Origin of the sequence: Variovorax sp. 278MFTsu5.1, from assembly GCF_048305045.1 — a bacterium.
Lineage (GTDB): Bacteria > Pseudomonadota > Gammaproteobacteria > Burkholderiales > Burkholderiaceae_C > Variovorax > Variovorax guangxiensis.
Genome location: NZ_CP157622.1, coordinates 700462 through 723729 on the forward strand (window position 1 = coordinate 700462; position 23268 = coordinate 723729).

The 23268-nt window shown below is 69.1% G+C and carries 25 protein-coding genes; 9 read left to right on the plus strand and 16 right to left on the minus strand.

Features of this window, described 5'->3' with window-relative positions; translation table 11 throughout:
* Nucleotides 1-10 precede the first annotated feature (10 nt).
* From ABL844_RS03085 to ABL844_RS03105, 5 genes are all read right to left on the minus strand, one after another.
* Entirely contained in the window at nt 11-658 is a 648-nt protein-coding gene (locus tag ABL844_RS03085; protein ID WP_126022196.1) for a LysE family translocator, read from the minus strand.
* A gap of 16 nt (nt 659-674) precedes the next feature.
* Nucleotides 675-1322: a YceI family protein gene (locus ABL844_RS03090; RefSeq protein WP_126022195.1), complete on the minus strand. Its 648-nt coding sequence runs from the start codon at nt 1320-1322 to the stop codon at nt 675-677.
* Nucleotides 1323-1401: 79 nt separating this feature from the next.
* Nucleotides 1402-2007, minus strand: a complete 606-nt coding sequence (locus ABL844_RS03095; protein WP_418130453.1) for a YceI family protein — start codon at nt 2005-2007, stop codon at nt 1402-1404.
* Nucleotides 2004-2600: a cytochrome b gene (locus ABL844_RS03100; RefSeq protein ID WP_369662491.1), complete on the minus strand. Its 597-nt coding sequence runs from the start codon at nt 2598-2600 to the stop codon at nt 2004-2006. The genes ABL844_RS03095 and ABL844_RS03100 overlap by 4 nt, the downstream gene beginning before the upstream one ends.
* Before the next feature lie 87 nt (nt 2601-2687).
* A complete protein-coding gene (locus tag ABL844_RS03105; protein ID WP_418130454.1) occupies nt 2688-4493 on the minus strand; it encodes an ATP-binding protein in 1806 nt (601 codons plus the stop codon).
* A gap of 91 nt (nt 4494-4584) precedes the next feature.
* Here ABL844_RS03105 and ABL844_RS03110 point away from each other — a divergent pair, with 91 nt between their 5' ends.
* Nucleotides 4585-5838 (plus strand): THUMP domain-containing class I SAM-dependent RNA methyltransferase, encoded by a 1254-nt coding sequence (locus tag ABL844_RS03110; RefSeq protein WP_369659837.1) that lies wholly within the window; start codon nt 4585-4587, stop codon nt 5836-5838.
* On the opposite strand, the gene ABL844_RS03115 is transcribed toward ABL844_RS03110, so the two are convergent.
* Nucleotides 5824-6291, minus strand: a complete 468-nt coding sequence (locus tag ABL844_RS03115) for a surface-adhesin E family protein (protein ID WP_184640007.1) — start codon at nt 6289-6291, stop codon at nt 5824-5826. The two genes, ABL844_RS03110 and ABL844_RS03115, sit on opposite strands and share 15 nt — an antisense overlap.
* Nucleotides 6292-6407: 116 nt before the next feature.
* On the opposite strand from ABL844_RS03115, the gene ABL844_RS03120 reads away from it, so the two are divergent.
* The 3 genes from ABL844_RS03120 to ABL844_RS03130 all read left to right on the plus strand — a co-directional run bounded on the left by ABL844_RS03120 (nt 6408) and on the right by ABL844_RS03130 (nt 7706).
* On the plus strand, nt 6408-6836 hold the full coding sequence (locus ABL844_RS03120) for a PIN domain-containing protein (RefSeq protein ID WP_184640005.1): 429 nt from the start codon (nt 6408-6410) through the stop codon (nt 6834-6836).
* A 145-nt stretch (nt 6837-6981) separates the two neighbouring features.
* A complete protein-coding gene (locus ABL844_RS03125) occupies nt 6982-7464 on the plus strand; it encodes a T6SS effector amidase Tae4 family protein (RefSeq protein WP_418130455.1) in 483 nt (160 codons plus the stop codon).
* Nucleotides 7465-7490: 26 nt separating this feature from the next.
* A complete protein-coding gene (locus ABL844_RS03130; RefSeq protein WP_311737034.1) occupies nt 7491-7706 on the plus strand; it encodes a hypothetical protein in 216 nt (71 codons plus the stop codon).
* A 516-nt stretch (nt 7707-8222) separates the two neighbouring features.
* On the opposite strand, the gene ABL844_RS03135 is transcribed toward ABL844_RS03130, so the two are convergent.
* Entirely contained in the window at nt 8223-9353 is a 1131-nt protein-coding gene (locus tag ABL844_RS03135) for an IS110 family transposase (RefSeq protein WP_418129293.1), read from the minus strand.
* A 269-nt stretch (nt 9354-9622) separates the two neighbouring features.
* On the opposite strand from ABL844_RS03135, the gene ABL844_RS03140 reads away from it, so the two are divergent.
* Nucleotides 9623-9865 (plus strand): hypothetical protein, encoded by a 243-nt coding sequence (locus tag ABL844_RS03140; protein ID WP_184639998.1) that lies wholly within the window; start codon nt 9623-9625, stop codon nt 9863-9865.
* Here the strand turns inward: ABL844_RS03140 and ABL844_RS03145 are convergent.
* On the minus strand, nt 9862-10782 hold the full coding sequence (locus ABL844_RS03145) for a hypothetical protein (protein WP_418130456.1): 921 nt from the start codon (nt 10780-10782) through the stop codon (nt 9862-9864). The two genes, ABL844_RS03140 and ABL844_RS03145, sit on opposite strands and share 4 nt — an antisense overlap.
* Entirely contained in the window at nt 10779-12476 is a 1698-nt protein-coding gene (locus ABL844_RS03150; RefSeq protein ID WP_418130457.1) for an FMN-binding glutamate synthase family protein, read from the minus strand. The genes ABL844_RS03145 and ABL844_RS03150 overlap by 4 nt, the downstream gene beginning before the upstream one ends.
* A gap of 55 nt (nt 12477-12531) precedes the next feature.
* On the opposite strand from ABL844_RS03150, the gene ABL844_RS03155 reads away from it, so the two are divergent.
* Nucleotides 12532-13326, plus strand: a complete 795-nt coding sequence (locus tag ABL844_RS03155; protein WP_184639993.1) for a UPF0149 family protein — start codon at nt 12532-12534, stop codon at nt 13324-13326.
* A gap of 52 nt (nt 13327-13378) precedes the next feature.
* On the plus strand, nt 13379-14563 hold the full coding sequence (locus ABL844_RS03160) for an MFS transporter (RefSeq protein WP_418131872.1): 1185 nt from the start codon (nt 13379-13381) through the stop codon (nt 14561-14563).
* Between the two features lie 104 nt (nt 14564-14667).
* Here the strand turns inward: ABL844_RS03160 and ABL844_RS03165 are convergent, their stop codons facing one another.
* Genes ABL844_RS03165 through ABL844_RS03175 form a run of 3 tightly spaced genes read right to left on the minus strand, consistent with a single transcriptional unit; the run spans nt 14668 to nt 16417 of the window.
* Complete coding sequence (locus ABL844_RS03165; RefSeq protein WP_126022184.1) at nt 14668-14991, minus strand: GNAT family N-acetyltransferase; 324 nt, start codon at nt 14989-14991, stop codon at nt 14668-14670.
* Complete coding sequence (locus ABL844_RS03170) at nt 14988-15482, minus strand: nuclear transport factor 2 family protein (protein ID WP_418130458.1); 495 nt, start codon at nt 15480-15482, stop codon at nt 14988-14990. Before ABL844_RS03170 ends, ABL844_RS03165 begins: the two co-directional genes overlap by 4 nt.
* 38 nt (nt 15483-15520) lie before the next feature.
* On the minus strand, nt 15521-16417 hold the full coding sequence (locus ABL844_RS03175) for a LysR family transcriptional regulator (protein WP_126022182.1): 897 nt from the start codon (nt 16415-16417) through the stop codon (nt 15521-15523).
* A gap of 78 nt (nt 16418-16495) precedes the next feature.
* Here ABL844_RS03175 and ABL844_RS03180 point away from each other — a divergent pair, with 78 nt between their 5' ends.
* Nucleotides 16496-17680 carry an Acg family FMN-binding oxidoreductase gene (locus tag ABL844_RS03180; protein WP_418118931.1) on the plus strand — a complete coding sequence of 395 codons (1185 nt, stop codon included), beginning with the start codon at nt 16496-16498 and terminating at the stop codon, nt 17678-17680.
* 9 nt (nt 17681-17689) lie between these two features.
* Here ABL844_RS03180 and ABL844_RS03185 read toward each other — a convergent pair whose 3' ends face one another.
* Both ABL844_RS03185 and ABL844_RS03190 read right to left on the minus strand, forming a co-directional pair.
* The gene (locus ABL844_RS03185; protein ID WP_126022180.1) at nt 17690-18202 is read right to left on the minus strand and encodes a CinA family protein; all 513 of its coding nucleotides are present in this window, start codon (nt 18200-18202) and stop codon (nt 17690-17692) included.
* A 37-nt stretch (nt 18203-18239) separates the two neighbouring features.
* Nucleotides 18240-18767 (minus strand): phosphatidylglycerophosphatase A, encoded by a 528-nt coding sequence (locus ABL844_RS03190; protein WP_184639985.1) that lies wholly within the window; start codon nt 18765-18767, stop codon nt 18240-18242.
* A gap of 203 nt (nt 18768-18970) precedes the next feature.
* Here ABL844_RS03190 and ABL844_RS03195 point away from each other — a divergent pair, with 203 nt between their 5' ends.
* A complete protein-coding gene (locus ABL844_RS03195; RefSeq protein ID WP_418130459.1) occupies nt 18971-20443 on the plus strand; it encodes an MFS transporter in 1473 nt (490 codons plus the stop codon).
* Nucleotides 20444-20453: 10 nt separating this feature from the next.
* On the opposite strand, the gene ABL844_RS03200 is transcribed toward ABL844_RS03195, so the two are convergent.
* Nucleotides 20454-22169 carry an FAD-dependent oxidoreductase gene (locus ABL844_RS03200; RefSeq protein ID WP_418130460.1) on the minus strand — a complete coding sequence of 572 codons (1716 nt, stop codon included), beginning with the start codon at nt 22167-22169 and terminating at the stop codon, nt 20454-20456.
* Between the two features lie 18 nt (nt 22170-22187).
* Nucleotides 22188-23231: a tripartite tricarboxylate transporter substrate binding protein gene (locus ABL844_RS03205; protein WP_418130461.1), complete on the minus strand. Its 1044-nt coding sequence runs from the start codon at nt 23229-23231 to the stop codon at nt 22188-22190.
* Between the last annotated feature and the right edge of the window lie 37 nt (nt 23232-23268).

The window sequence follows — 23268 nt, forward strand, 5'->3', positions numbered from 1 at the left end:
CTCTGCAGCCTCAGGTGCCGCGAACTGCCGACCACACGAGCCGCAGCCCCAGCAGCCCCATCACGCCGCCGGCTGCGCGGTCGATCCAAACCTTGTAGCGCAGGTAGGCAGAGCGCGGCGCCGCCGAAGAGAGCGCCAGCGCCACGATCGAATACCAGCCCGTCTCGATGCAGAAGATGACCGCCGGCACCGTGAGCGCCAGCACCAGCGGCACCTCGCGCGGCAGGAAGGCCGCGAAGATGCTCGCGTAGACCACGGCCGTCTTCGGGTTGCTCACCTGCGTGGCCAGGCCCAGCAGGAAGGTGCGCTTTCCCCGACCCTGCGGGCGCTGTGCCGGATCGCCGGCTTCCTGCGCCACCGCCAGCGGCTGCCGCGCGCCACGCCAGATGCGCAAACCCAGGTACACGAGGTACGCACCGCCCAGCCCCTTGATCGCCAGGTACAGCGCCGGCACCGCGAGGAATGCCGCCTGCAGCCCCGCCAGCGCGGCGATCGCGAAGACCAGCCCGCCCGCGCCCATGCCCAGCGCGGCGGCGAGGCCGTCGGCGCGCGAAGTCACTGCGGTGCGCGCCACCATCACGAAGCTGGGGCCGGGGCTCATCGCGCCCACGGTCATGGCGCCGGCGATGCCGAGCAGGGCGAGGGTGGTGTCCATCATGGTGTCGCCTCCGGTGTCACTGCACGTTGACCGCCTCGACCTGCACCAGCAGCTTCACCTTGTTCTCGAAGCCGAAGTTCAGGCCCCAGGTGATGCCCCAGTCGCTGCGCTCCACGGTGGTCTCGAAGTCGCCGCCGCACACCTGGCGGTTGATCAGCGGGCTCAGGTAGCAGTTGAAGCGCACGGCCTTCAGCGTCACCGGGCGGGTCTGGCCCATCAGCGTGAGCTTGCCGGGCACGTCGACCACCTTGTCGCCGGAGAAGTCGATGCGGTCGGCCACGAAGCGGCCGGTCGGAAACTCGGCCACGTTGAAGAAGTCCTTGCTCTGCACGTGGCGGTTGAGCAGGTCGACGCCGGTGTTGATGGAGCTGATGTCCATCGTGATGTCGACCTTGCCGCTGGCGCCGGTGCCGTCGATCTGCACCGAGCCGTCCTTGGTGCTGAAGCGGCCGCGGTTGGTGGTGGTGCCGTAGTGGCCCATCTCGTACATCACGAAGGTGTGGGTCGGGTCGATCACGTAGTTGGCGTTCCTGGCCGGCCCGCCCGCGGGCTTGGCGGCGGCCGCCGGCGCGAATTCCGAGGGCAGCTGCGCTTGTTGTTGCGCCGTCACGCTGCCGGTGAACGCGGCGGCCGACAGGGCCGCGGCGAGAAGAAGCTTTTTCATGGCTTTGTCTGCCTGTGTCACGAAAGAGAGGAAAGAAGAAATTCGGGATGTCCGTGTGAAGAAGGAAGGGGCCGCGGCCTCACAGGGGACCGAGCCCCGCGAGCGTGAACCTGAAGCGCACCTGCACCTCGTTGCCGACCACCGAGGTGTCGGTCCATTCGCCTTCGCCCACCTTGTAGTCGAGCCGCTGGATCGTAAGGCTTCCGGTGGCCACCGAGTAGTTGCTCCCCTGCGCCGGTGCGATGCTGACCGGCACCGTCACCTGCCTGGCGATGCCCTTGATGGTGAGCTTGCCCGCCATCTCGAACCTGCCTTCGCCCAGCGCCTTGATTGCGCTCGACTGGAAGCTCGCCTGCGGAAAGTGCGCGGCGTCGAACCACGGCTGCCTGGGCAGCTCGGCGTCGCTCATCGGCACGCCGAAGCCGGCGCTGGCCGTGTCGATCTGCAGCGCGACGCTGCCGCCCTCGGGCTTCTTCGGATCGAAGGCCACCTGCGCGTCGAACTTCCTGAAGCTGCCTTCCACCGGCACGCCCATCTGCCTGGTGACGAAAACGATCTGGCTCTTGTCGGCGACGAGCTTCGCGCCGGGCGGCGTCGCCGGGCCTGCAGCGGCCGGCAATACGGTTGCAAGCGCGAGCAGCGGCGGGAGAAGTCGGGAAGGAAGGCGAGAAGTAAGTGAACTCATGATCCGGCAGATTCCTGGCGTGGCCCCGGCCACATGCGTTTGAGCAGACCGTCGCGGTCGATCCAGTGGTGCTTGAGTGCAGCCGCCACGTGCAGCAGCGTGATGCCCGCCAGCGCGAACGCGCAGTTGCGGTGCAGCGGCTGCAGCACCGCCTCGGCGAAATCATGGTCGGCGGACACGAAGTCGGGCAGCGCCAGCATGCCGAACCACGAGACCGGCATGCCCATGGCCGAGCTGTAGGCCCAGCCGGACAGCGGCACCGCGAAGAACAGCAGGTACATCAGCGTATGGCTGACGCGGGCGCCCGCCTTCTGCAGGCCCGAAGTGCCCGGCGGCAGCGCCGGCGGCCGATGCCCCAGCCGCCACAGCAGCCGCAGCGCCGACAGCGCGAGGATGGTCACGCCCGCCCATTTGTGCCAGTTGTAGACCTTCAGCCGCAGCGGCGAGAAGGGCAGCCCCGTCATGTAGAGCCCTACACCGAAGGAGCCGACGATCAGCACCGCGAGCAGCCAGTGCAGCGCGATGGCGAACGGGTCGTAGCGCAGGCCGCGCGAGCCGGCGGCAGGAAGGGTGGAAGGCGTGTCGGTGGACATCGGAGGCAGGGCGGCGGCCTGTGCGCGGAGCATATCCCGGAAGCGATGTCAGCACGGGCCGTGCCAGCTCGATCCCCGGCGCCTGTGTCAGCCGCGCGCCTGTTGCTGTGCGCCCAGCAGCAGCCGGCGCAGCTCCTCCGGCTGCACCGGCTTGCGCAGCGCATGCCAGCCGCGCTCGGCGGCCAGCCGCTGCGTGGCCTCGTTGATGTCGGCCGAGATCAGCGCGATCGCCAGCGAAGGCTTCTGCCGCTGCAGCCGCTCGGCCAGCGCGATGCCGTCGAGCGCGCCCGGCAGGCGGATGTCGCACAGCGCCGCGTCGAGCGCATGCAGGTCGGCCAGCGCCAGCGCCTCGGCCGCGCTGCCGTAGACGCGCGGTTCCACCTCCCATTGCCGCAGCAGGGCCGTGAGGCTGTCGGCCACCACCGCGTTGTCTTCCACCACCAGCACGGCGAGGCCGGGGCGCAGCGTGCGCGCAGCGTCGGTGCCGTCGTCCTGCCCTGCGGCCGGCGTGGCGGGCGGCGGAGACACCGTCGCTCCCTCGGGCGCGGCAGGCAGCTCGAAGGCGAACACGGAGCCCCGCCCCGGCGCCGAGCGCAGCGTCACCTCGATGCCCAGCTGCGCCGCCAGCCGCCGCACGATCGCCAGGCCCAGCCCGTGGCCGCGCTGCAGGTTGCGCTCCACGTTGCCGATCTGCTCGAAGTCGTCGAACACGCGCTGCTGCGCTTCGGGCGCGATGCCGATGCCGCTGTCGCGCACTTCCACCCGCCAGGCCTGTCCGGTGTCGCGCCGGCGGGCCCGCACCGCCAGCAGCACGCGCCCGCGCGGCGTGAACTTGACCGCGTTGTCGACCAGGTTGGCGAGCACGCGGCGCAGCGAGACCGTATCGCTCCAGGCAATGGCATCCGGCGGGCAGCGCACCAGCACGCGGCCGTGACCCGCCTGCCGCGCCAGTTCGTGCAGCAGGGGCGCCAGCGCCACGCTGGTGGGGCGCAGCGGATCGACGGCGGCCTCGATGCGGCCGATTTCCAGCAGCTGGTTGGTCAGCCCCTCCAGCGCCTGCTGGGCGCGGGCCAGCGAGCCCACCGTGTGCTGCACCGCCTCCATGCTCGCGCCGTCGTTCAGCTGCTGGCGCAGCACCTCGGCCTGCAGGCCGATGGCCATCACCGGCTGGCGCAGGTCGTGGTTGGCGGCCGAGAAGAAGCGCAGCCGCTCTGCCTGCGCCTGCTCGGAGGCGCGCAGGCCGACCAGGGCCTGTTCGCGCAGGCGGTGTTCGTTCAGGCGCAGGCCGATGTTCTCCTCGAGCTGGCGCGACCGCTCGGCCACCAGCTTCCACATCATCGCGGTCAGGCCGATGCCGATGACCGCCACCGCCGCCATCACCGGCGCGCCCAGCCAGAGGCCGGTGACGATGATCGGCGCCAGCAGCAGCGTGATCGCCAGCTGCGTGGCCGGCGTGTAGAACGACACCGAGAAGGCCGACGACAGCGTCATGCCCATGATGATCAGGCCCAGCAGCAGCTGCAGGTCGGCCCTGGCCGGGTCGAACAGCAGCACGCCGGCCAGGCCGTGCGCCAGCTCCCAGACGGCGGTGCGCAGCGTGTGCGTGCGCTGGGCCTCGCGCAGGCTGGCGGGCGTGAAGGGCTCGGGCAGGCGCTGCGGGAAGAAGCCGCGCATCACCGTCACCCCGGTGATGAGCGCGATCCACGCCAGCGCTCGCGCCAGCGACACCTGCCAGGCGAAGAGCGCCGCCACGCCGCAGTTCAGCAGGTACTGGGCCAGCAGCACCGGCCCGATGGGGCGGATCGAAAGCCGCAGCACCTCGCACTGGATCGCGAAGCGGTCGCCGTTGCCGGCGGCGGCCGGTGCGGGTGGAGATGCGGGCGTGGGGGTCATCGGCAAAATTGACTATATAGAGGAAGGTTCGCGTCGCGGCGACAATGGAGTCCCCTAGTCGGGCTTCGGGCTTACCGGTAGCCAGTTTTCCGTGAACGATCTCTCCTTTTTCCTGCCTTGCGCCGCCGGCGTCGAGGAATTCCTGGCCCAGGAGGTGCACGCCCTGACCGGCCGCGCCGGGCAAGACCTGCTCTCCCTGCGCGGTGGCGTGCGCGTGCGCGCCGGCTGGCGCGACGGCCTGAAGCTCAACCTGCACAGCCGCTTGGCACAGCGCGTGCTGGTCGAGCTGGCCCACGCCCCCTACCGCAACGAGAACGACCTCTACGCCATCGCCAGCGGCGTGGCCTGGGAGATCTGGTTCACACCGAAGCAGACCTTCAAGATCGAGACCACCGCCCAGCACAGCCCGCTGCAGAGCCTGAACTTCGCCACCCTGCGCATCAAGGACGCCATTGCCGACCGCTTCCGCGCCAAGGCCAACGGCGTGCGCCCGAGCATCGAGACCCAGTGGCCCGACTGCCGCGTGTTCGCCCACCTGACCACAGACACCTGCACGCTCTACATCGACACCAGCGGCGAGCCGCTCTTCAAGCGCGGCTGGCGCCAGGACAAGGGCGATGCCCCGCTGAAGGAAACCCTGGCCGCCGCCATGCTGGCCGCCAGCGGCTGGTGGAACCCCGAGACCGGCGAGGTGTCGGGCCAGCCGCTGTACGACCCCTGCTGCGGCAGCGGCACCATCGCCATCGAGGCGGCGCAGATCGCGAGCGGCATCGCAGCCGGATCGCTGCGGCGCTTCGGCTTCGAGAAGCTGCTGCCGTTCCAGGCGCACGTGTGGTCGGCGATCAGGCAGGAGGCCAAGGACGCCGAGGCGGCCGTGGCCGGTGACGGCGCCCCGGCGGTTTTCGGCTCCGACGTGTCGCACCGCATGGTCGATTTCGCCCAGCGTAATGCCGAGCGCGCCGGCGTGGCGCGGGCCGTCGAGTTCCGCGGCGGCGACGCGCTGCAGCGCATGCCGCCCGTGGAGGGCGGTGGCGTGATCATGCTCAACCCGCCGTACGGCGAGCGCATCGCCGTGGGCGGCGTGGCAGGCGCAGGGGGAGGAGGTCGCCCTGGTGCGCGCGAGGCGGCGCAGTCTTCCGAAGGGGACGGCAGCGATTTCTTCCCCCAGCTCGCCGCCCACTGGAAGAAGAACTACGCCGGCTGGACCGCCTGGGTGCTCACGCCCGACCTGAAGCTGCCCAGGCAGATGCGCCTGAAGGAATCGCGCCGCGTGCCGATGTGGAACGGCCCGATCGAATGCCGGCTGTTCCGCTTCGACATGGTCGCGGGTTCAGCGCGGCGGTGATTCGCCGCCGGCGTCCTCGGACCGGGGCGCCTGCTTCGGCCGCACTGCGCACGCCGCGTTGACCATGCGCGCGGCCATCTCGGTCGGCGCGCCAGGCAGTGTCACCGGGCGAACGTCGCCTTCCTCGAAATGCTTCACCTGGACCGGTTCGCCCACGAAATTAGGCAGCGAGAAGTAGCTCGCGCTCACATAGCGGGCGCTGCGGGCGTCGCAATCGACCGTGGCGACGCCCTGGAACGAGCGGAACCTGACGCCGTCACGGTTGAGGCGGCCTTCCCTCAGGTTCATGCGCAGCGCCACGTTGCGGCGCGAGCCGTCCACCTCGATGCTGCTCGGATCGACCTGCACATAGCTGCTGGCGGCGTCCCCCGGTGTGCCCGTGAGGGTCAGCCACTCGGCCCTGACACCCGTCGAGGCGAGCAGGGCGAGGCAGAGCAGCGGTATTCGTTTCATGAAGGAAGGCGTGGTCGAAGGAAGGCGTATGCGGACGGGTATTTTCGCGTACCGGCGGCATGGAACTGGCGCCGGCCTCGTATGGTGCAACATCGGCCGGATTTCCTGAACATTCCATGACGTTGACAGAACCCGGCCCCGTCGTCATCGACACCAACATCGCCCTCGACCTGCTGGTCTTCGAAGACCCCGCCTGGGCCCCGCTGGCCGCCCGGCTGGCCGCCGGCGAGCTGCGCTGGCTCGCCACCGCCGCCATGCGCGTCGAACTGGAGCGGGTGCTGGGCTACCCGCTGATCGCCCGGCGCATGGCCCAGCGCGAACTGCAGCCGCCCGCGGTGCTCGCCGACTTCGACACACGCGTGCGCATGCTCGACGGCACGCCGCCGCGCGCGCCCTGCGTGTGCAGCGACCCCGACGACCAGATCTTCATCGACCTCGCCGTGGCGCACAGGGCGCTGCTGCTGAGCAAGGACCGGGCGGTGCTGTCGATGAAGAAGAGGCTGGCGCTGCGCGGGGTGGTGGTGCAGGCGGCGTACGCGGGCTAGCGGCGATGTTGGTTCCTGGCGTCAGGAATCAATTGACAACCTTTTCATCACCGAATTTGCTGGAAGCGGCTCTACATTTTCAGCAGGGCGAGGGGTTGCGGTGACGGCATCGCGGGGTTCCGCTTGCCTCGAGCAACTGGAAATCATGCAGCCATCCTTCGCGGCCCTCTGGGCAAACCACCCGACGATCAAGGGCGACGATGCCTTGCTGGACAAGAACATCTACAAGGATCAATGTGCCATCAACGTTGGAGCGGCATTCATCCGCTCCAGCCTGAGCCTCGGCAGCTTTCCGGGCGTCTACTCGTGGCAGAAGGACAGCCCGAAGTACCCGATCAGGGCCCAGGAGCTGGCGAACTGGCTGGACTCGGGCAAGGCCGGTCTGATGTCTCGCACCGAGAAGTACTCGGGCAAGGATGGGTTCGAGAAAATCGCGGGGCGCACGGGTATCGTGTTCGTCCAGAACTATTGGGGCGAGGGGCGGCAGGGTGACCACATTGATCTCTGGAATGGTTCGCGGATGACGAAGCGGTCTTCGTGGTTTCTGATTCAGTGGCACATCTCATGGGAAGGAGTGTTGACCGACATGCGCCAAGCACAAGCCATATGGTTCTGGCCTGTCTTATGAAACTACTTGCTCGAGTGCTCTGCATCGTGGCCGGCGCGCTGGCGCTCAGCTTTCTCGTTGCGGTATGCGTGCTCATCCCTGCGGGTCAATGGTACGAAGTGAATCGGGCTCGGAGTTTCGACGACCTGTCTGATCTCTATGCACTCTCGCTTGCTGTCCAGGCGATTGCCGCCGCCATCGGCGGCTGGCTCGGCGATCGGCTGTTTCGCAAGTGGCGTAAGAGACAGTCCGACCGCGTATAGAGCCTCTGCCAAGCGTCGCCACTGCAACGCATATGAATCCGGGATATCACTCGAAAGCTCTGCGTCGCCTCATTGGCATCGTGCTGGGCGGACTCGGACTCGGCTTTGTTGTGACCAAGGGACTCCTCGTATCCATTGGCCACTGGTACGAAATGAACAAGGCTCAAGGTGAGAGCGATCTGACGCAAGCCTTCGCAATTGCCCTTGCAATACAAGTCCTTTGTTTCATCGCTGGGGGCTGGCTTGGCGATTGGTTGGTTCGCAAATGGCTCATATGGTCGCTGCCGTCAACGAGGATTTAATTTTTTCTCATATGAGATCGATCGGGTGATGCGACCCGAGCGCGCAAGCGACGATGAATCATGCTCATATCCGCGGATTGGCTACCGGCACTTCATCGATCCGTCGCGGGCCTGCCTCGCTCTAAAAGTCGTGGATCATCCTTTCGGAGCCTATGCAGCCATTACGAGGGTTGCCCTGCCGGGTGCGTGGGTCGCATCACCGAATCGATCTCGCTCATGTCGTGCCTCCTTGTGTTGCCTGCGATGGTGTGTCCGCCGCCTGAGCAACTGCCCAGACGAAGCCGGTGAGTTCACGCGCCACGGCCACACACACCTTGTTCCTGTGCACTCCACGGGCGTCGAGCTTTGCGAAGCGCTGCGTCAGGCGTACCTGCGCCGTCCAGCCAATAGCGCACAGCTGCTGGCTCAAGCCTTCCTGGCGCCGACGTGCACGCTCACCCAATCGTGGCTTGAAGCGGTAGCTCCACGCCGCCTCGCTCAGCATCCTTCTCGCATGCGCGTTGCCAGTCTTGGTGATACTGCCTCGTGCAGTGCGCTCACCGCTGGAGCGCTCCGAGGGCACCAGACCCAAGTAACCCATGAGCTTGCGCGGATGATCGAAGCGGCTGAAGTCCCCGATCTCGGCCACCAGTGCGATGGCGCAGGTCACGTCGATGCCTCGCAGCGCCTGCAGCGCCGATACCTGTGGCGCAAAGCGCCAATTCTTGACGTACTCGAGCAGTGCTGAGCTCAGGCGCTTGAGGCGTTCATCGCTGGCCTGCACAGCCATCCAGTAGTCCATAAATGCTGCCTGCGTTGCCACCTCGGAGAAGTTCAGCTTCCCGAGCCATGCATGGTGCGCCTGCGTCCAGGAGGTCTTGCCCGGGAAGCGCACGTCGTGGCGCAACAGCAGGGCCTTGAGCTGTTGGCGCAATTGGCGCCGGTCGTTCAGCGCATCTTCGCGGGCGCGTGCCAGGTCTCGAATGGCTTCGTCCTCAGGTCGAGGCACCCACACCGCGCGCAGTTGTCCCGCACGCGAGCACTCGGCCAATTGCGCGCAGTCGCGCCGGTCGGTCTTGATGCGGTCTCCGGGACGTCGAGGCATCTTCGACGGCGCAATGACCTCGCAGCTGTAACCCTTGGCCGTCAAGGCACGCTGCAAGCCCCAGCCAGTGGGACCTGCCTCATAGACCACATGCACGGCTTCGGTGTCGCCTAGTTTGACGAGCAACTTCAGCAGCTTGGGAACGTCGTGCCTGATCGTGCCGATCACCTTGGCTGCCGCTCGCCCAGGCTCAGCCACTGCAACGGCAATGCTGTCCTTGTGAACGTCCAAACCCACGTGGATCTTGCTAATCTCTTGCATGGCCGGTCTCCTTTCCTTGCTGGTAGTGACCACGGTCTCCAGCATGTAGCTCGGCAAGCTCGCTTGCAACCTACGTCAGCGGAGACCGGCCGCTTCGCAAGCAGCGCGACCATGATGTCTGAAGAAATGAGCCGATCGGCAATAGCCGTCTTGACGCTTCGGTTGCTTTTGGGCCTTGCAAGGAGGCTGCCGCGCCGCTGCCAGTTTCCGCATGTCGAAGGGCGCCCGGCGACACCCCGCCCCGTGTGCAGCTCCTTCCGAATCGCGTCATGAGCCTTGCAATCCGAGTGCTTTCCATCCTTGCCGGAGCGGGCATGCTCGGCCTCTTTTTCTACAAGCTCATCGGCCAGGCGGGCCAGTGGTACGAACTCAACTTCGCGAAGAATGACGACGACTTGAGTCGCGCGTACATGGTTGCGCTTGCCATCCAGCTTGTCGCATTGCCTGCTGGAGGCTGGCTCGGCGACCGGCTGTTCCGCAAGTGGCGGCAGAAGCGCCTCGACCGCCGCTAGTGCTGCACCCCATTGCCAGGCTGCAGATGCCACCGCCCCAGCAGCCGCGCCACCGCCCGCACGCGCTGCGTGTCGCGCCCCCAGCGCCGGCTGGCCGGCAGTTTCTGCGCCCACTTCATGCGCCTTGCCGCATTGGCGATGCGCTCGCGCACCTCTTCGCCCACGCCGGCCAGGGCCGCGTGCCAGTGCTGGCCTGCGGCCTGCGGCGCGGCGGCCTCGAGCATCATGGCGGTGGAGTGCAGGTAGCTCAGCCAGTCGCGGGCCTGGCATTCGGCCAGGGTCATGACCTCGGCGGGGTCGTCCTCGAAGTCGATGTAGCCGATCACGCCGTCGGGGCACTGCACGAGGTTGCGGTCGAAGGCCTGGCTCAGGTGCTGGCCGCATACGTGCACGGCGGCGATGGCGGCGAGGCCCTCGCGCCATACCGACAGCAGCGCGGCGGGGCCGGCGGCGGCAGCCTGGTCGAGCCGCTCCTGCAGCACGACGGTCGCGCGGCCGCTTTCGCCGAGGTCGGAAATCAGCAGGCCGTCGGGCTGCTGCGCGAGCACCACCGGCACGCGCAGGCCGGCGGCGGCGAGCTGCTTGAGGCGGCGTGCCTCGGTGGCGATGGCGGCCTCGCCGCCGGGGTTCGGCACGGGCTTGATGATGTCCAGGCGCGCCATGCGCGCGACGGCCGCCATCACGCGGTAGCCCCACTTGCCGTGGCGCGGGCCGGCCTTCTTGAGCCACACGCGCTCGCTGCCGAAGCGGTGGCTGGCCACGTTCTTCTGCTGCTGCGGCAGGGTCGCGCGCAGGAACTCGGCGTAGTCGCCGGGCGCGGGCGGGCTGGGAGAAATCGCGTCAAGGGGCGCGGGCGCCGAAGCTGCGCCCTTGCGCGTTTGCGGGCGCCGGCTGGCGCCTCTACTCAGTGGGTTCATGCGGCCATTGCGAAACCCGCCACCAGCCCCTGCGGGCCCTGCGTGACGGGCTGGAAACTCTCTGCACTGGCCAGCGGCCAGTAGGTACGGAAGACATTGTGCTGCTCGTCGAGCGGGCCGAGCAAAGCGCCCGGCTGCACCTGCATCACCAGGTTGCTCAACAGGCGCACTTCGGTATCGGAAATGCGGCGCACGATGTGGTGCGCGGTGATCTGCTGCGGATGGTCCAGGCCCGCGGCCTGCACCAGCTCCTGCAGCGCGTGCAGCGTGCTGCGGTGGAAGTTCTGCACCCGCTCGGCCTTGGTCGGCACCACCAGCGCCTTCTGGCGCAGCGGGTCCTGGGTGGTCACGCCCGTGGGGCAGTGGCCGGTGTGGCAGCTCTGCGCCTGGATGCAGCCCAGGGCCATCATGAAGCCGCGCGCGGCGTTGCACCAGTCGGCGCCCAGCGCCATCATGCGCGCCACGTCGAAGGCGGTGATCACCTTGGCGGCGCAGCCGATCTTGATGCGGTGGCGCAGGTTCACGCCCACCAGCGTGTTGTGCACCAGCAGCAGCCCTTCCTGCAGCGGCGCGCCCACGTGATCGCTGAACTCGACCGGCGCCGCGCCGGTGCCGCCCTCGGCGCCGTCGACCACGATGAAGTCGGGCGTGATGCCGGTGGCCTGCATGGCCTTGACGATGCCGAACCATTCCCACGGATGGCCCAGGCAGAACTTGAAGCCGGTGGGTTTGCCCCCCGAGAGCTCGCGCAGCCGGGCGACGAAATGCATCATCTCGGTGGGCGTCGAAAAAGCGCTGTGCGAGGCCGGCGAGATGCAGTCCACCCCCACCGGCACGCCACGCGCGGCCGCGATCTCGGGCGTGACCTTGGGTGCCGGAAGCACGCCGCCGTGGCCGGGCTTGGCGCCCTGGCTCAGCTTGATCTCGATCATCTTCACCTGCGGGTCGCGCGCGTTGGCCGTGAAGCGTTCCTCGCTGAAGCTGCCGTCGTCGTTGCGGCAGCCGAAGTAGCCCGAGCCGATCTCCCAGATCAGGTCGCCGCCGTGCACGCGGTGGTGCTGCGAAATCGAGCCTTCCCCGGTGTCGTGCGCGAAGCCACCCATCTTCGCGCCCTTGTTGAGCGCGAGGATGGCGTTGGCCGACAGGGCCCCGAAGCTCATCGCAGAGATGTTGAACACGCTGGCGCTGTACGGCTGCGTGCAGACCTGCGCCGGGTTCGCGCCGGCCGGCTGCGGCGTGCCGCCGATCACGATGCGGAAATCGTGGCCGGCCAGTTTGGTCGGCCGCATCGAGTGGTTGATCCACTCGTAGCCCGCGATGGTCACGTTGATCTGCGTGCCGAAGGGGCGGTTGTCGGGGTCGCCCTTAGCGCGCTGGTACACCAGCGAGCGCTGGGCGCGCGAGAAGGGCGCGGCCTCGGAGTCGCTCTCGATGAAGTACTGCCGCATCTCGGGCCGGATGAACTCCAGCAGGAAGCGCAGGTGGCCGATCACCGGGTAGTTGCGCAGGATGGCGTGCCGGGCCTGCCGAAGGTCGTGTACGCCGGTACCTGTGAGTACCGCGAAAACCGCCACCCCGATCCAGGCCAGCCACAGGTGCGGCGAAACCAGCACGAAGGCCAGGCAGGCCACCAGACCGACCACGCACAGGGCGAAGGCGCTGTAGCGCGTCGGAAACGGAATAATCGTGGGCATAGAAATAGTCTCGACCGTGGCCTGCTGCATCATAGAGGGCTGCCTCGAACTTGCCATGACGACCATTCCCGACCCCATTTCGCCCTCCGACAGCACCCCCGCCGCCCGCACCCCCCTCGGTCCCGACGACTTCGACGCCCTCGACCAGGCCCTCGACGCCATGCGCGAGCACGACGAGGAAATCCCCCAGTGGGAGTTCTGCGAGGGCTTCATGGCCGCCCTGATCTGCACCCGCCGGCCCATCATGCCGTCCGAATACTGGCCCGTTTTGCTGGGCGACAGCTTCTCGTCCGCCCAGCACATGGAGTTCGTCTGGAACTGGAAGCGCCGCTGGATCGAGATCGAGGAGGGCCTCGACGCCCCCGTCGAAACCCTCGACGACGAACGCAGCTGGCAGCCCGAGGTGCTCGACACCCGCGGCGCCATCGCCTCCCTGCCCGAGGAAGAGCGCGCAGAAGTGGCCGGCGAGGCCATTCCCTCCTTCGCCCAGGTCTGGGCGCTGGGCTTCATGTACGCCGTGGAGAACTGGCCCGAGGACTGGGCCGAGCCGCGCGACAAGGACGCCGCGCGCATGCTGAACGACGCGCTGGACAACATCGTCGCCCTCACCGAGGACGACACCGGCAAGCCCGTGCTGTCGATGTACAGCGACGAGGCACCGCCCAGCGTGAGCCAGCAGCGGCTCGATGACTTCGGCGCCGCCATCTGGGCGGTGTACGACCTGCGCCAGCTCTGGAAGAGCCTCGGGCCGAAGGCCGAGACCATCCGCAAGGAAGCAACCCCTGGCCGCAACGATCCATGCCCCTGCGGCAGCGGCAAAAAGTACAAGAAGTGCCACGGTGCCACCTGACAGCGGCACCGCCGGCGATGCTGCGCCCCTGACGCCGCGCGCGGCCTGGGCGATGGTCCTGGCGCTGTGCGCCGGGGTCGCGCTGAGCCAGGCGTTCCGCACGGTGGGCGCCATCATGGCGAGTCCGCTGCAGGCCGATTTCCATCTTTCGGCACAGGCCCTCGGGATCTTCTCGGGGGCTTTTCATTTTGCGTTCGGCGCGATGCAGCTCTTCATGGGCATCGGCATCGACCTGCACGGCGTGCGACGCACGGTGCTGGTTGCCTTTCCTGTCGCGATCGCGGGGGCGCTGCTGTCGGCGGTGTCGTCCAGCTACCTGGTGCTGGTGGCGGGGCAGGCGCTGATCGGCGTGGGCTGCGCGCCGGCTTTCCTGGTGTGCACGGTGTTCATCGCGCGGCACTTTCCGCCGGCGCACTTCGCGACCGTGTCGGGCATGGTGCTGGCCATCGGCGGCGTGGGCATGCTGGTCACCGGCACGCCTCTGGCCTGGCTGGTGCAGGCGTATTCATGGCGCGCGGGTTTCCTGGTGCTGGCTCTCGCCGCGGCGCTGGCGTGGCTGGCGATCTGGTTCTGGGTGCATGAGCCCGCCACGGCCTCGGCGGGCAAGCGCGAGTCGGTCCCCGAGGCCATCCGCCAGTTCGGCGCGCTCTTCGCCATGCCGCACACGCTGGGCATCATGATGCTGGGCGCCGTCACCTACGCCGCCTTCATCTCGCTGCGCGGCCTCTGGCTGGGCCCGCTGATGATGGAGCGGCACGGCTACTCGCTGGTGCAGAGCGGCAACGTGGCGCTGGCGGTGTCGGTGATCTCGCTCGTCGGCGCGCCGCTCTTCGGCCGGCTCGGCCGCAGCGACGCCGTCTCGCGCCGCCGCTGGATCCTGGTCTGCGGCCTGGGCTACGCGGGCCTCTTCGCGCTCATCGCGGTGCTGCACTCGGCCTGGCTCGACATCGCCGGCATGGTGCTGATCGGCGTGCTCTCGGGCTTCATCGTCTGGCAGTACGCCGACGTGCGCGGCGCCTATCCCGCCACGCTCACCGGCCGCGCGATGGCCGTCTTCACGATGGCGATGTTCCTCGGCGTGGCATTGATGCAGTGGGGCACGGGCGTGGCCGCATCGATTGCGGCGGCGCATGGCGCCGATCCGCTCACGGCCGTGCTGGCGACCATCGCCGCGCTGCTGGTCGCGGGCATCGCGGCCTTCGCGTGGCTGCCCGCGCCGAAGAATTCTTCGGCCTGATCAGGGAACACCGCGGAACCGGCTCTGCCGGGCCGCAGGTGTTGCCCCCGGTAGGGGGTTGGCGCAGCGACACGAAGTGCGCGCAGCCTGGGGGCGAGCCCTGTTCAAATCTTGAAGGCGCGCTGGATGTCGGGGCGCACCAGGTCGACATAGTCGCGGTGCTTGCGGATGTAGCCCGCGATGAACTGGCACACCGGAATCACATGCAGCCCCTTGGCGCGCGCCTCTCCGAGCACGTGCTTCGCGATGCCCGAGCCCACGCCCTTGCCCTCGAACTCGGGCAGCACTTCGGTGTGGGTGAACATGATCGCGTCGGTCAGCAGGTTGTATTCGGCATAGCCGGCCAGCTTGCCGTCGAGCGTGGCCTCGTAGCGGTGCTGGGCTTCGTTGTTGGAGAAGGCGAGGGCGGTGTCGTTGGTGTTGCTCATGGCTGTCGTGCGAGAAAGGTTGCGAGGTTGGCTGCGGCGGTGGCGCGCACCTTCTTGCGCAGCATGGGCGACCAGCCGAGCAGCAGGCCCGGCGTGCCGAGCGCCTGGCGCGACCAGGTCCAGAAGGGGAAGCTGTCGCGGTGCGTGGCGATCAGCCCGTCGGGCGTGAAGGTGAAGCGCGCGTCGATGCTGTTGTCCACGATGCGGCCGGTGGCGGTGAAGCGGTAGTGCGCGTCCCAGTGGGCGCTGCCGGTGCTGTCGTCGGCCTTCACGTCGCGCCAGGTCAGCTTCCACACGTCGGCGCCGTTGGCCCTGGTGCCGCCGGCCAGCATGCGCCACATGCCGCCCACCTCGCGGCGCCCGCGCAGCGAAAAGGCCTCGTCGTCGAACACCGCGTCGGGTGCGTAGCAGGCTTCCATGGCGGGGGCGTCCAGCTTGGCGAAGGCGCTGTAGAAGCGCTCGATGGTCTGGGCATTGGTGGCTGCGGTCATGAGGCCTCTTGGCGTTGGTTGTGGGCGTGGCGCGGCGTCTAGATGGACGCGGGGATGTTGCGCGCCAGGAAATCATAGACGGCGCGGATGCGGCGGTCGGTGCGGATCTCGCGGTGCACCGCGAGCCACACCGGCAGCGACCTGATCTTCAGCTGCGGCAGCACCCGCACCACGGCGCTGTCGGTGCGCGCCAGCGATTCGCTGACGAAGCCGATGCCCATGCCCTGGCGCAGCGCCTCCCAGTAGGCGCCCATGTCGTCGGTGCGGAAGCAGAAATGCTCGCGCTGCAGCGGCGTGCCCAGCTGGGCCGACATCCGGATGATGGTGTCGATGCTGTCGTAGCCCAGCACGTCGTGCCGGTACAGGTCGGAGGTCTGCCGTGGCGTGCCCCGGCGGCGCAGGTAGTCGGAATGGGCGAAGGCGCCCAGCGCGAAGCTGCCGATGCGGCGCGCCACCAGCGTGGCCGTCGTGGGCTGCGACATGCGGATGGCGATGTCGGCCTCGCGCTGCAGCAGGTTGCTGTTTTCGCTGGTCGACACCAGGTCGACCTGGATCTCGGGCAGCTCCTGGCGCATGCGCACCAGCAGGCTCGGCAGCATCTGGCGCGCGGTGGCCTGGCTGGCCGAGATGCGCACCGAGCCCGCCGTCTGCGCGCTGGCGCCCGACACGCTGCGCGACAGCGCCTGCGCGCCGCTTTCCATGGCGCGGGCCGAGTCCGCCAGTCGCTCGGCCATGGCTGTCGGCTGCAGGCCGCGGCCGGTGCGCTCGAACAGCATCACGCCCAGCTGCGACTCCAGTTCCGCGATATGGCGCCCCAGCGTCGGCTGGCTGGTACCCGTCGCGCGCGCAGCCTTCAGCAGACTGCCGTGGTCGAGCGCGGCCAGGAATGCGCGCACCAGCCGCCAGTCGAAGCCCAGGTCGTTGTCCGCTCTCATCGGGTATTCAGTTCTGCATAGCAGTTATGGAAGCTTAAGCCATTGTTAACCGGTGGCCCGCTTTCGATAATCCGCGCAATGGATGAGCGTAGAAACTTTGTCCGGCTGCTGGGAGGCGGCGTTGTCGTGGCGGCGGGTGCGGCCGCGCTGGCGACCTGGTGGCTGAACTCGGAAGTGCCGGCCGCCGCGCTGGAGATATGGAACGGCCCCGGCGACGAGCCCGACCTGCGCAAGCGCGCGGTCGCCTACGCAGTCACCGCCCCCACCGCCTACAACCGCCAGCCCTGGCTGGTAGACCTGCGCGAGCCCGACGCCATCGTGGTGTATTGCGACCGGGAGCGCGTGCAGCCCGAGACCGACCCTTTCGGCCGCCAGGTGCTCATCGGCCATGGCGCCTTCATCGAGCTGCTGGTGATGGCGCTCGCCCAGCACGGCCTGCAGGCCAGCGTGCAGCTGTGGCCGCAGGGCGAACTGAGCGGCGAGCCGCTGCGCTGGCCGCACATTCCGGTGGCGCGGCTGCGGCTGGCGGGCGGCGGCGTGCCCGATCCGCTCTTCGCGCAGGTGCTGCGGCGGCGCACGCCCAAGCAGCGCTTCGACCTCACGCGGCCGGTGTCGGCCGACATCCTGCAGGGCCTGGCCTCGATGGTGCCCACGGGCGGCATGGTCAGCTCGGCCGGCACGGTGGACATGGCGCGGGTGCTGCCGCTGCGCAAGCTCTGCGCCGAGGCCGCGCGGGTGGAGCTCACCACGCCCGGCACGGCGATGGAAAACCTGCGGCTGCTGCGCGTCGGCCCGCAGGAAATCCTCGCGCACCGCGACGGCTTCTCGCTGAACGACCCGGCACTGCGCATCGCCGTCGCGCTGGGCCAGTTCGACCGCCGCACGCCGGCTTCCGAGGAGAGCCTGTCGTTCCGCCAGACCCTGCAGCTCTTCGAGGACCAGGCCAACACCGCGATGGGCTTCATCTGGCTCAGCACGCGCGGCAACAGCCGCACCGAGCAGATCGCGGCAGGCCGCGCCTACGTGCGCCAGCAGCTGCGCGCCACCGACCTGGGCCTGGGCATGCACCCGATGAGCCAGCCGCTGGAGGAATTCGCCGAAATGGCGCCGCACCACGCCGCCGCGCACGACATGCTGCTGGGCACCGCGCCGCCGCGCGACAGGCGCAGCCCTACGGTGCAGATGATGTGCCGCCTCGGCTATCCGATGGCGCCGGTGCCGCCCGCGCCGCGCCGGCCGCTGGCCGACTTCATGACGGCCTGAATTCCAGGCTCAGCGCGCGAGCAGCAGCTCGACCAGCGTCTGCAGCGAGTGGTGCACCGTCGCCGCGCGCACCGTGGCCCGGTCACCATCGAAGCGGCGGCGCTCGGTGCGCACCGCGCCATCGACCGACCAGCCGAACCACACCGTGCCCACCGGCTTGTCGGGCGTGCCGCCCGTGGGGCCGGCCACGCCGGTTACGGCCAGCGCCACGCGCGAGGGCGGGGAGTGCGCGATTGCGCCCGTGGCCATGGCCCGCGCCACCGGCTCGCTGACCGCGCCGTTCGCGGCGATCACGCCGGCGTCCACGCCAAGCAACTCGGTCTTGGCCTCGTTGGAATAGGTGATGAAGCCGCGCTCGAACCACGCGCTCGAGCCCGCCAGGTCGGTGCAGGCCGCGCCGATCAGCCCGCCGGTGCAGCTCTCGGCGGTGGCCAGCATCCAGCCCTTTTTCTGCAGCAGCTCGGCCAGCACCACGACGAGTTCGGGCGTGTCGTGGTCCGCGAGGGCTTTCTTCAGTTGCATGGGAAAGGAGAAAGGGAAGAAGAGGAATCGATGATGCTCACCACGCGCGCCACAGCGCGATGACCAGCAGCGTGCAGAAGGCCGCCACCAGGTCGTCAAGGATGATGCCGAAGCCCGCGCGCCACCAGCTCACGCGCACGGCGTCGCGCTGCTTGAAGAGCGCATCGGCCCAGGCCACCGGGCCGGGCTTGGCGGCATCGAAATAGCGGAAGAGCAGGAAGGCGACGGTCTGCGCGAGCAGGCCTGCGGGCGTCACCAGCCACAGCACGATCCAGAAGGCGATCACCTCGTCCCACACCACGGGGCTGGGGTCGGCCACGTTCATGTCGCGCGCGGTCACAGTGCAGGCCCACCAGCCGATGGGCAGCGAGGCCGCGATGATCCAGCCGATGGTGGCCGTCGTGAACCACAGCTGCATCACCGAGAACGCCACCCAGGCCCACAGCGTGCCCACCGTGCCGGGTGCCAGGCGCGAGAGGCCCGAACCGAAGCCCAGCGCGATGAAGTGCGCGGGGTGGGACAGCAGGAAGCGCAGCGTGGCGCGGCGCATCGGTGGTCGGGGCATGGCGCCGGAAGTCGTGGTGGACGAGGAGGAAGACGTGGACGAAGTATTGGGGGAAGCGGCTTGCATCGGGAAAGGAGTGTCGCGCATCCGGAGGTGGGGCGGTCCGGTGATGTTTTATTTATCAAAGCAATAGCTTGTTTAATTCATTGGCGGCGCCTAGTATCCGGGCTCGTTCCGCTTCTTCTGGCCTTCCGGCCCGCGCCATGTCTTCCGCGTCTTCTCCTTCTTCCTCCTCTTCTTCCGCCGCCCTGCATCCCCCGTCCTCCACCGCCGCCTGGAGCGAGCTCTTCAGCGGCCGCAACGGCTGGCGCGCGCTGGCGCTCACGGGCGGTGTCGCGCTGCATGCAGTCAACGTCCATATCGTGACCACCGTGCTGCCCTCGGTGGTGCGCGAGATCGGCGGGCTCGACTGGTACGCCTGGAGCACCACGCTCTTCGTGATCGGCTCGATCCTCGGCGCCACGCTGTCGGTGCGGCTGCTCGCGGTGCTCGGCCCGCGCGGCGCCTGCCTGGCGGCACTGGCGGTGTTCGGCGCCGGCTCGGTCGGCTGCGCGCTCGCGCCGGCCATGCCGTGGATGCTTGCCGGCCGCACGGTGCAGGGGCTGGGCGGCGGGCTGCTCGCGGCGCTGAGCTACGGGCTGATCCAGCTGGTGTTCGAGCAGCGGCTGTGGCCGCGCGCAGTGGCGCTGGTGTCGGGCATGTGGGGCGTGGCCACGCTGTGCGGGCCGGCCGTGGGCGGGCTCTTCGCGCAGGCCGGGCATTGGCGCTGGGCCTTCTGGTTCCTGCTGCCGGTGGCGGCGGGGCAGGCGCTGCTGGTGCTCGTGCAGCTGCGGCCCTCGATGGGCGTGAGGCACGAGCGGCCCGCCACGCCGCCGCGCGTGCCGGCATTGCAGATCGGCCTGCTCGCGGCCTCGGTGCTCGCCATCGCGGCCAGCGGCCTCGTGCCCGACCTGCGCTGGCAGGCCGCCGGCGTGGCGGCGGGGCTGGCCATCGGCTTCGCCGCCACCCGAATCGACAGCCGCTCCGCTGTGCGCGTGCTGCCGCGCGGCGCCTACGCCGTGAGCGCGCCGCTGGGCGCCATCTACGCCAGCGTGGCGCTGCTGCTGATCGGCAGCACCACCGAAATCTTCGTGCCGTACTTCCTGCAGTTGCTGCACGGCCACTCGCCGCTGGCGGCGGGCTATCTCACGGCCGCGATGGCGGGCGGCTGGAGCGCGGGCTCTCTGCTGTCTTCGGGCCGCACCGGCGCGGGCGCCGACCGCATGCTGCGCGCCGGACCGGTGGCCTGCACCCTGGGGCTGCTGGCGCTCGCATGGCTGCTGCCTTCGCCGGGTGAGATGGACGCGGGATTCGAGACCGTGCTGATCGCCCTCGCGCTCGCGGCCGTGGGGCTCGGCGTGGGCATCGGCTGGCCGCACCTGATCACGCGCGTGATGTCGCTGGCGCCGAAGGGCGAGCAGGGGCTGGCCTCGGCCTCGATCACCACCGTGCAGCTCTACGGCATGGCCGTGGGCGCGGCGGTGGCGGGGCTGGTGGCGAACGCGGCGGGCCTCAGCGTGCCGGGCGGCGCTGAAGGGGCGAAATCGGCGGCCGTGTGGCTGTTCGCGGGATTCGCGTTCGCGCCGGCCGCCGCGGCATGGCTCGCGTACCGCGTCGTCGCGCGGCGCAGCTGGTGAAAGCAGTAGCTCAGGCCACCACGCCTTCCCAGGCCAGCGCCTTGCGGCGCGCGCGGATGCGTTTGCCCTCGCCGCGCAGCATGCCCACCAGGTCGTAGACCTCGGCCGGCAGGTGCGCGCCGCGCCAGGCCACGTGCTGGTCGGCGCGGCACAGCACGAGGCGGTGGGTGTAGGCCTTGGGCACCTCTTCCGTCTCGATGTCGAGCACGGTGAGCGGCATGTTGTAGGCGGCGGCGGCGCGTTCCAGCGGGCGCACGTCCACGCTGCGGTCGAAGCGCAGCATGGTGTAGCCGGGGCCGAAGGCGTCGTAGAGCGAGCGGCCGTCGGCCAGCCAGAAGTGCGGCGCGCGGCAGCCGGGCACGGTGGAAGGCGTGAACTCGCCCATGGAGTAGGGCGGCGCCATGTGCTCGCCGTCCGCGATGATGATCGGCGAGCCGCTGTAGAAGTAGCCGAAGTTCAGGCCCCCGCAGCAGAACTGCTGCACGTTCAGCTCGTAGGCCTCGTGGCCGATCTCGGCGCGCAGCGCGTCGCCGGCGGGGCCGGGTTCCTCTATGTTGTGCGGCACGGCGCGGCGCGCGCGGATCATCTTCTGCGCGTGGTTCATCGCGAAGTTCGACACCTGCTCGGTGATCGGCAGGCGCTCGGCCTCGTAGGCGTCGAGCATGGCTTCGTCGCCCCAGCCCTGCACCACGGCGCCCAGCAGCCACGAGAGATTCAGCGCGTCGGCGATGCCCGCGTTCATGCCGTAGCCCGCGTAGGGCACCCACAGGTGCGCCGCGTCGCCCGCGAGGAATACGCGGCCCTCGCGGAAGCGGTTGGCCACGAGGCGGCGGCCGATCCAGTCTTCCTTGCTGATGATCTCGTACTCGAAGTCGGGGCCGACGCCGAGGATCTCGCGCAGCGAGCGGTCGCGATCCACCGAATCGAACTCGGGCTCCTCGGCGTTCAGGTGGTTGTGCACCAGCCAGGTCTCCCGCCCGTCGATGGCGAACATCGTGCCGCAGCGGCGCGGGTTCATCGCGTAGTACGACCACGCCGGCTTGCCCGGAATGAGCGCGCGCAATCCCGGCGCGCGGATGAAGGTCGACTGCACGCGCTGGATCACCGCCGTGCCCTCGAGCTTCGCGCCGATCTGCTTGCGCACGGCCGAGGAGCCGCCGTCGCAGCCCACCATGTAGCGGCAGCGAATGCTGCGGGTGACGCCGCTGTCCATGTCGGTGGCGATCGCGGTCACGCCCGTGTCGTCCTGCGTGAAGCCCGCGAACTGCGTGCGGTTGAGCAGCTGCACGCCCGGCAGCGCGGCCGTGTGCTTCAACAGGATGGGCTCCAGGTAGATCTGGTTGATGCGGTGCGGCGGCTCGGGCGTGGGCCACCATGCGTCGGGGCCCTCGGTCTCGGTGTAGCGGTCGCGCCGGCACGGAATGGGAATGCGCGTGAGCTCCGTGCCGGTGACGCTGGTGCGGAACACCACGTCGTTCGGGTAGTCGGCAGGCAGGCCCGCATCGCGCAGCTTCTGCGCCACGCCCAGGCGGCGGAACTGCTCCATGGTGCGCGAGGCCACGTGGTTGCACTTCACGTTCGGCGGCTCTGCGAAGCGGCGCGTCTCGCAGATCGCGACCGAGACGCCGTGCGAGGCGAGGTCCGTGGCCAGCGTGAGGCCCACCGGGCCGGCGCCGATGATCAGTACGTCGGCTTGCAGTGCGCGGGTGTGGTCGAGGTCGGTCATGTTCTGGCGGCGGTGTCGTCAGTCGAGCCGGATGCGGGCGGTCTGGATCACCTTCGCCCACTTCTTCGTCTCGGATCGGATGTAGGCCTCGAAGGCCTCGGGCGAGGTCGGCGCTGGCTCGGCGCCGAGGTTGCGCATCGTGGCCTTGATCTGCTCGTCGCCCAGCGCCGCGTTGATCTCGGCGTTGAGCCGCGCGACGATGGGCGCCGGCGTGCCTGCGGGCGCGACCACGCCGAACCAGCCGGTGGAGTCGTAGCCGGGCAGGCCGGCCTCGGCCACCGTGGGCACCTCGGGCAGCATCGGCACGCGCTGCGCGCTGGTCACGGAGAAGGCGACCAGCTTGCCGGCCCTGATCTGCTGCAGCGAGGCGGGCAGGTCGACCAGCGCGAGCGGAATCTGCCCCGCGATGGCGTCGAGCGCCGCCGGGCCCGAGCCGCGGTAGGGCACCTCGACGAACTTCACCTCGGCCATCTGCGCGAAGAGCGCCGCCGACAGGTGCATGGCCGTGCCGTTGCCGCCGTGGCCGATCGAGAGCGTGCCGGGGCTGGCCTTGGCCAGCGCGATCAGCTCGCGCTGCGTGCGCGCGGCGATCGAAGGATGTCCCACGATCACGAAGGGCGTGGCCGCGACCATGCCCACGGGCTTGAAGTCCTTCACCGGGTCGAAGGGCATCTGCGGATAGAGGCTCACGTTGGCCGTCAGCGCGCCCGCCGCGCCAAGCCCCAGCGTGTAGCCGTCGGCGGGCGTCTTTGCCACCAGAGAGAGGCCGACGTTGCCGCCCGCGCCGGGCTTGTTGTCGATGACCACGGGCTGGCCCAGCTTCTCGTTGAGCCGGGGCACCAAGAGGCGCATCACCGCGTCGGCGCTGCCGCCGGGCGGGAAGGTCACGACGAGGCGGATGGGTTTGTTCGGGAAGTCGCCAGCGGGAGGCTGGGATGGCGGTGGCGAGGACGAAAGCGTTTGCGCGAAGCTCCTGCCGCTGGTCAGCGCCGCGCCCGCCGCGGTGAGCAGCAGCTGCCGGCGAAGCGCGCTCTTCCCGGGGGCAAGAGGTGCAGCGGCCATCAGGACTCCTTGAATGTGATGTGTCTTTTCGATGATT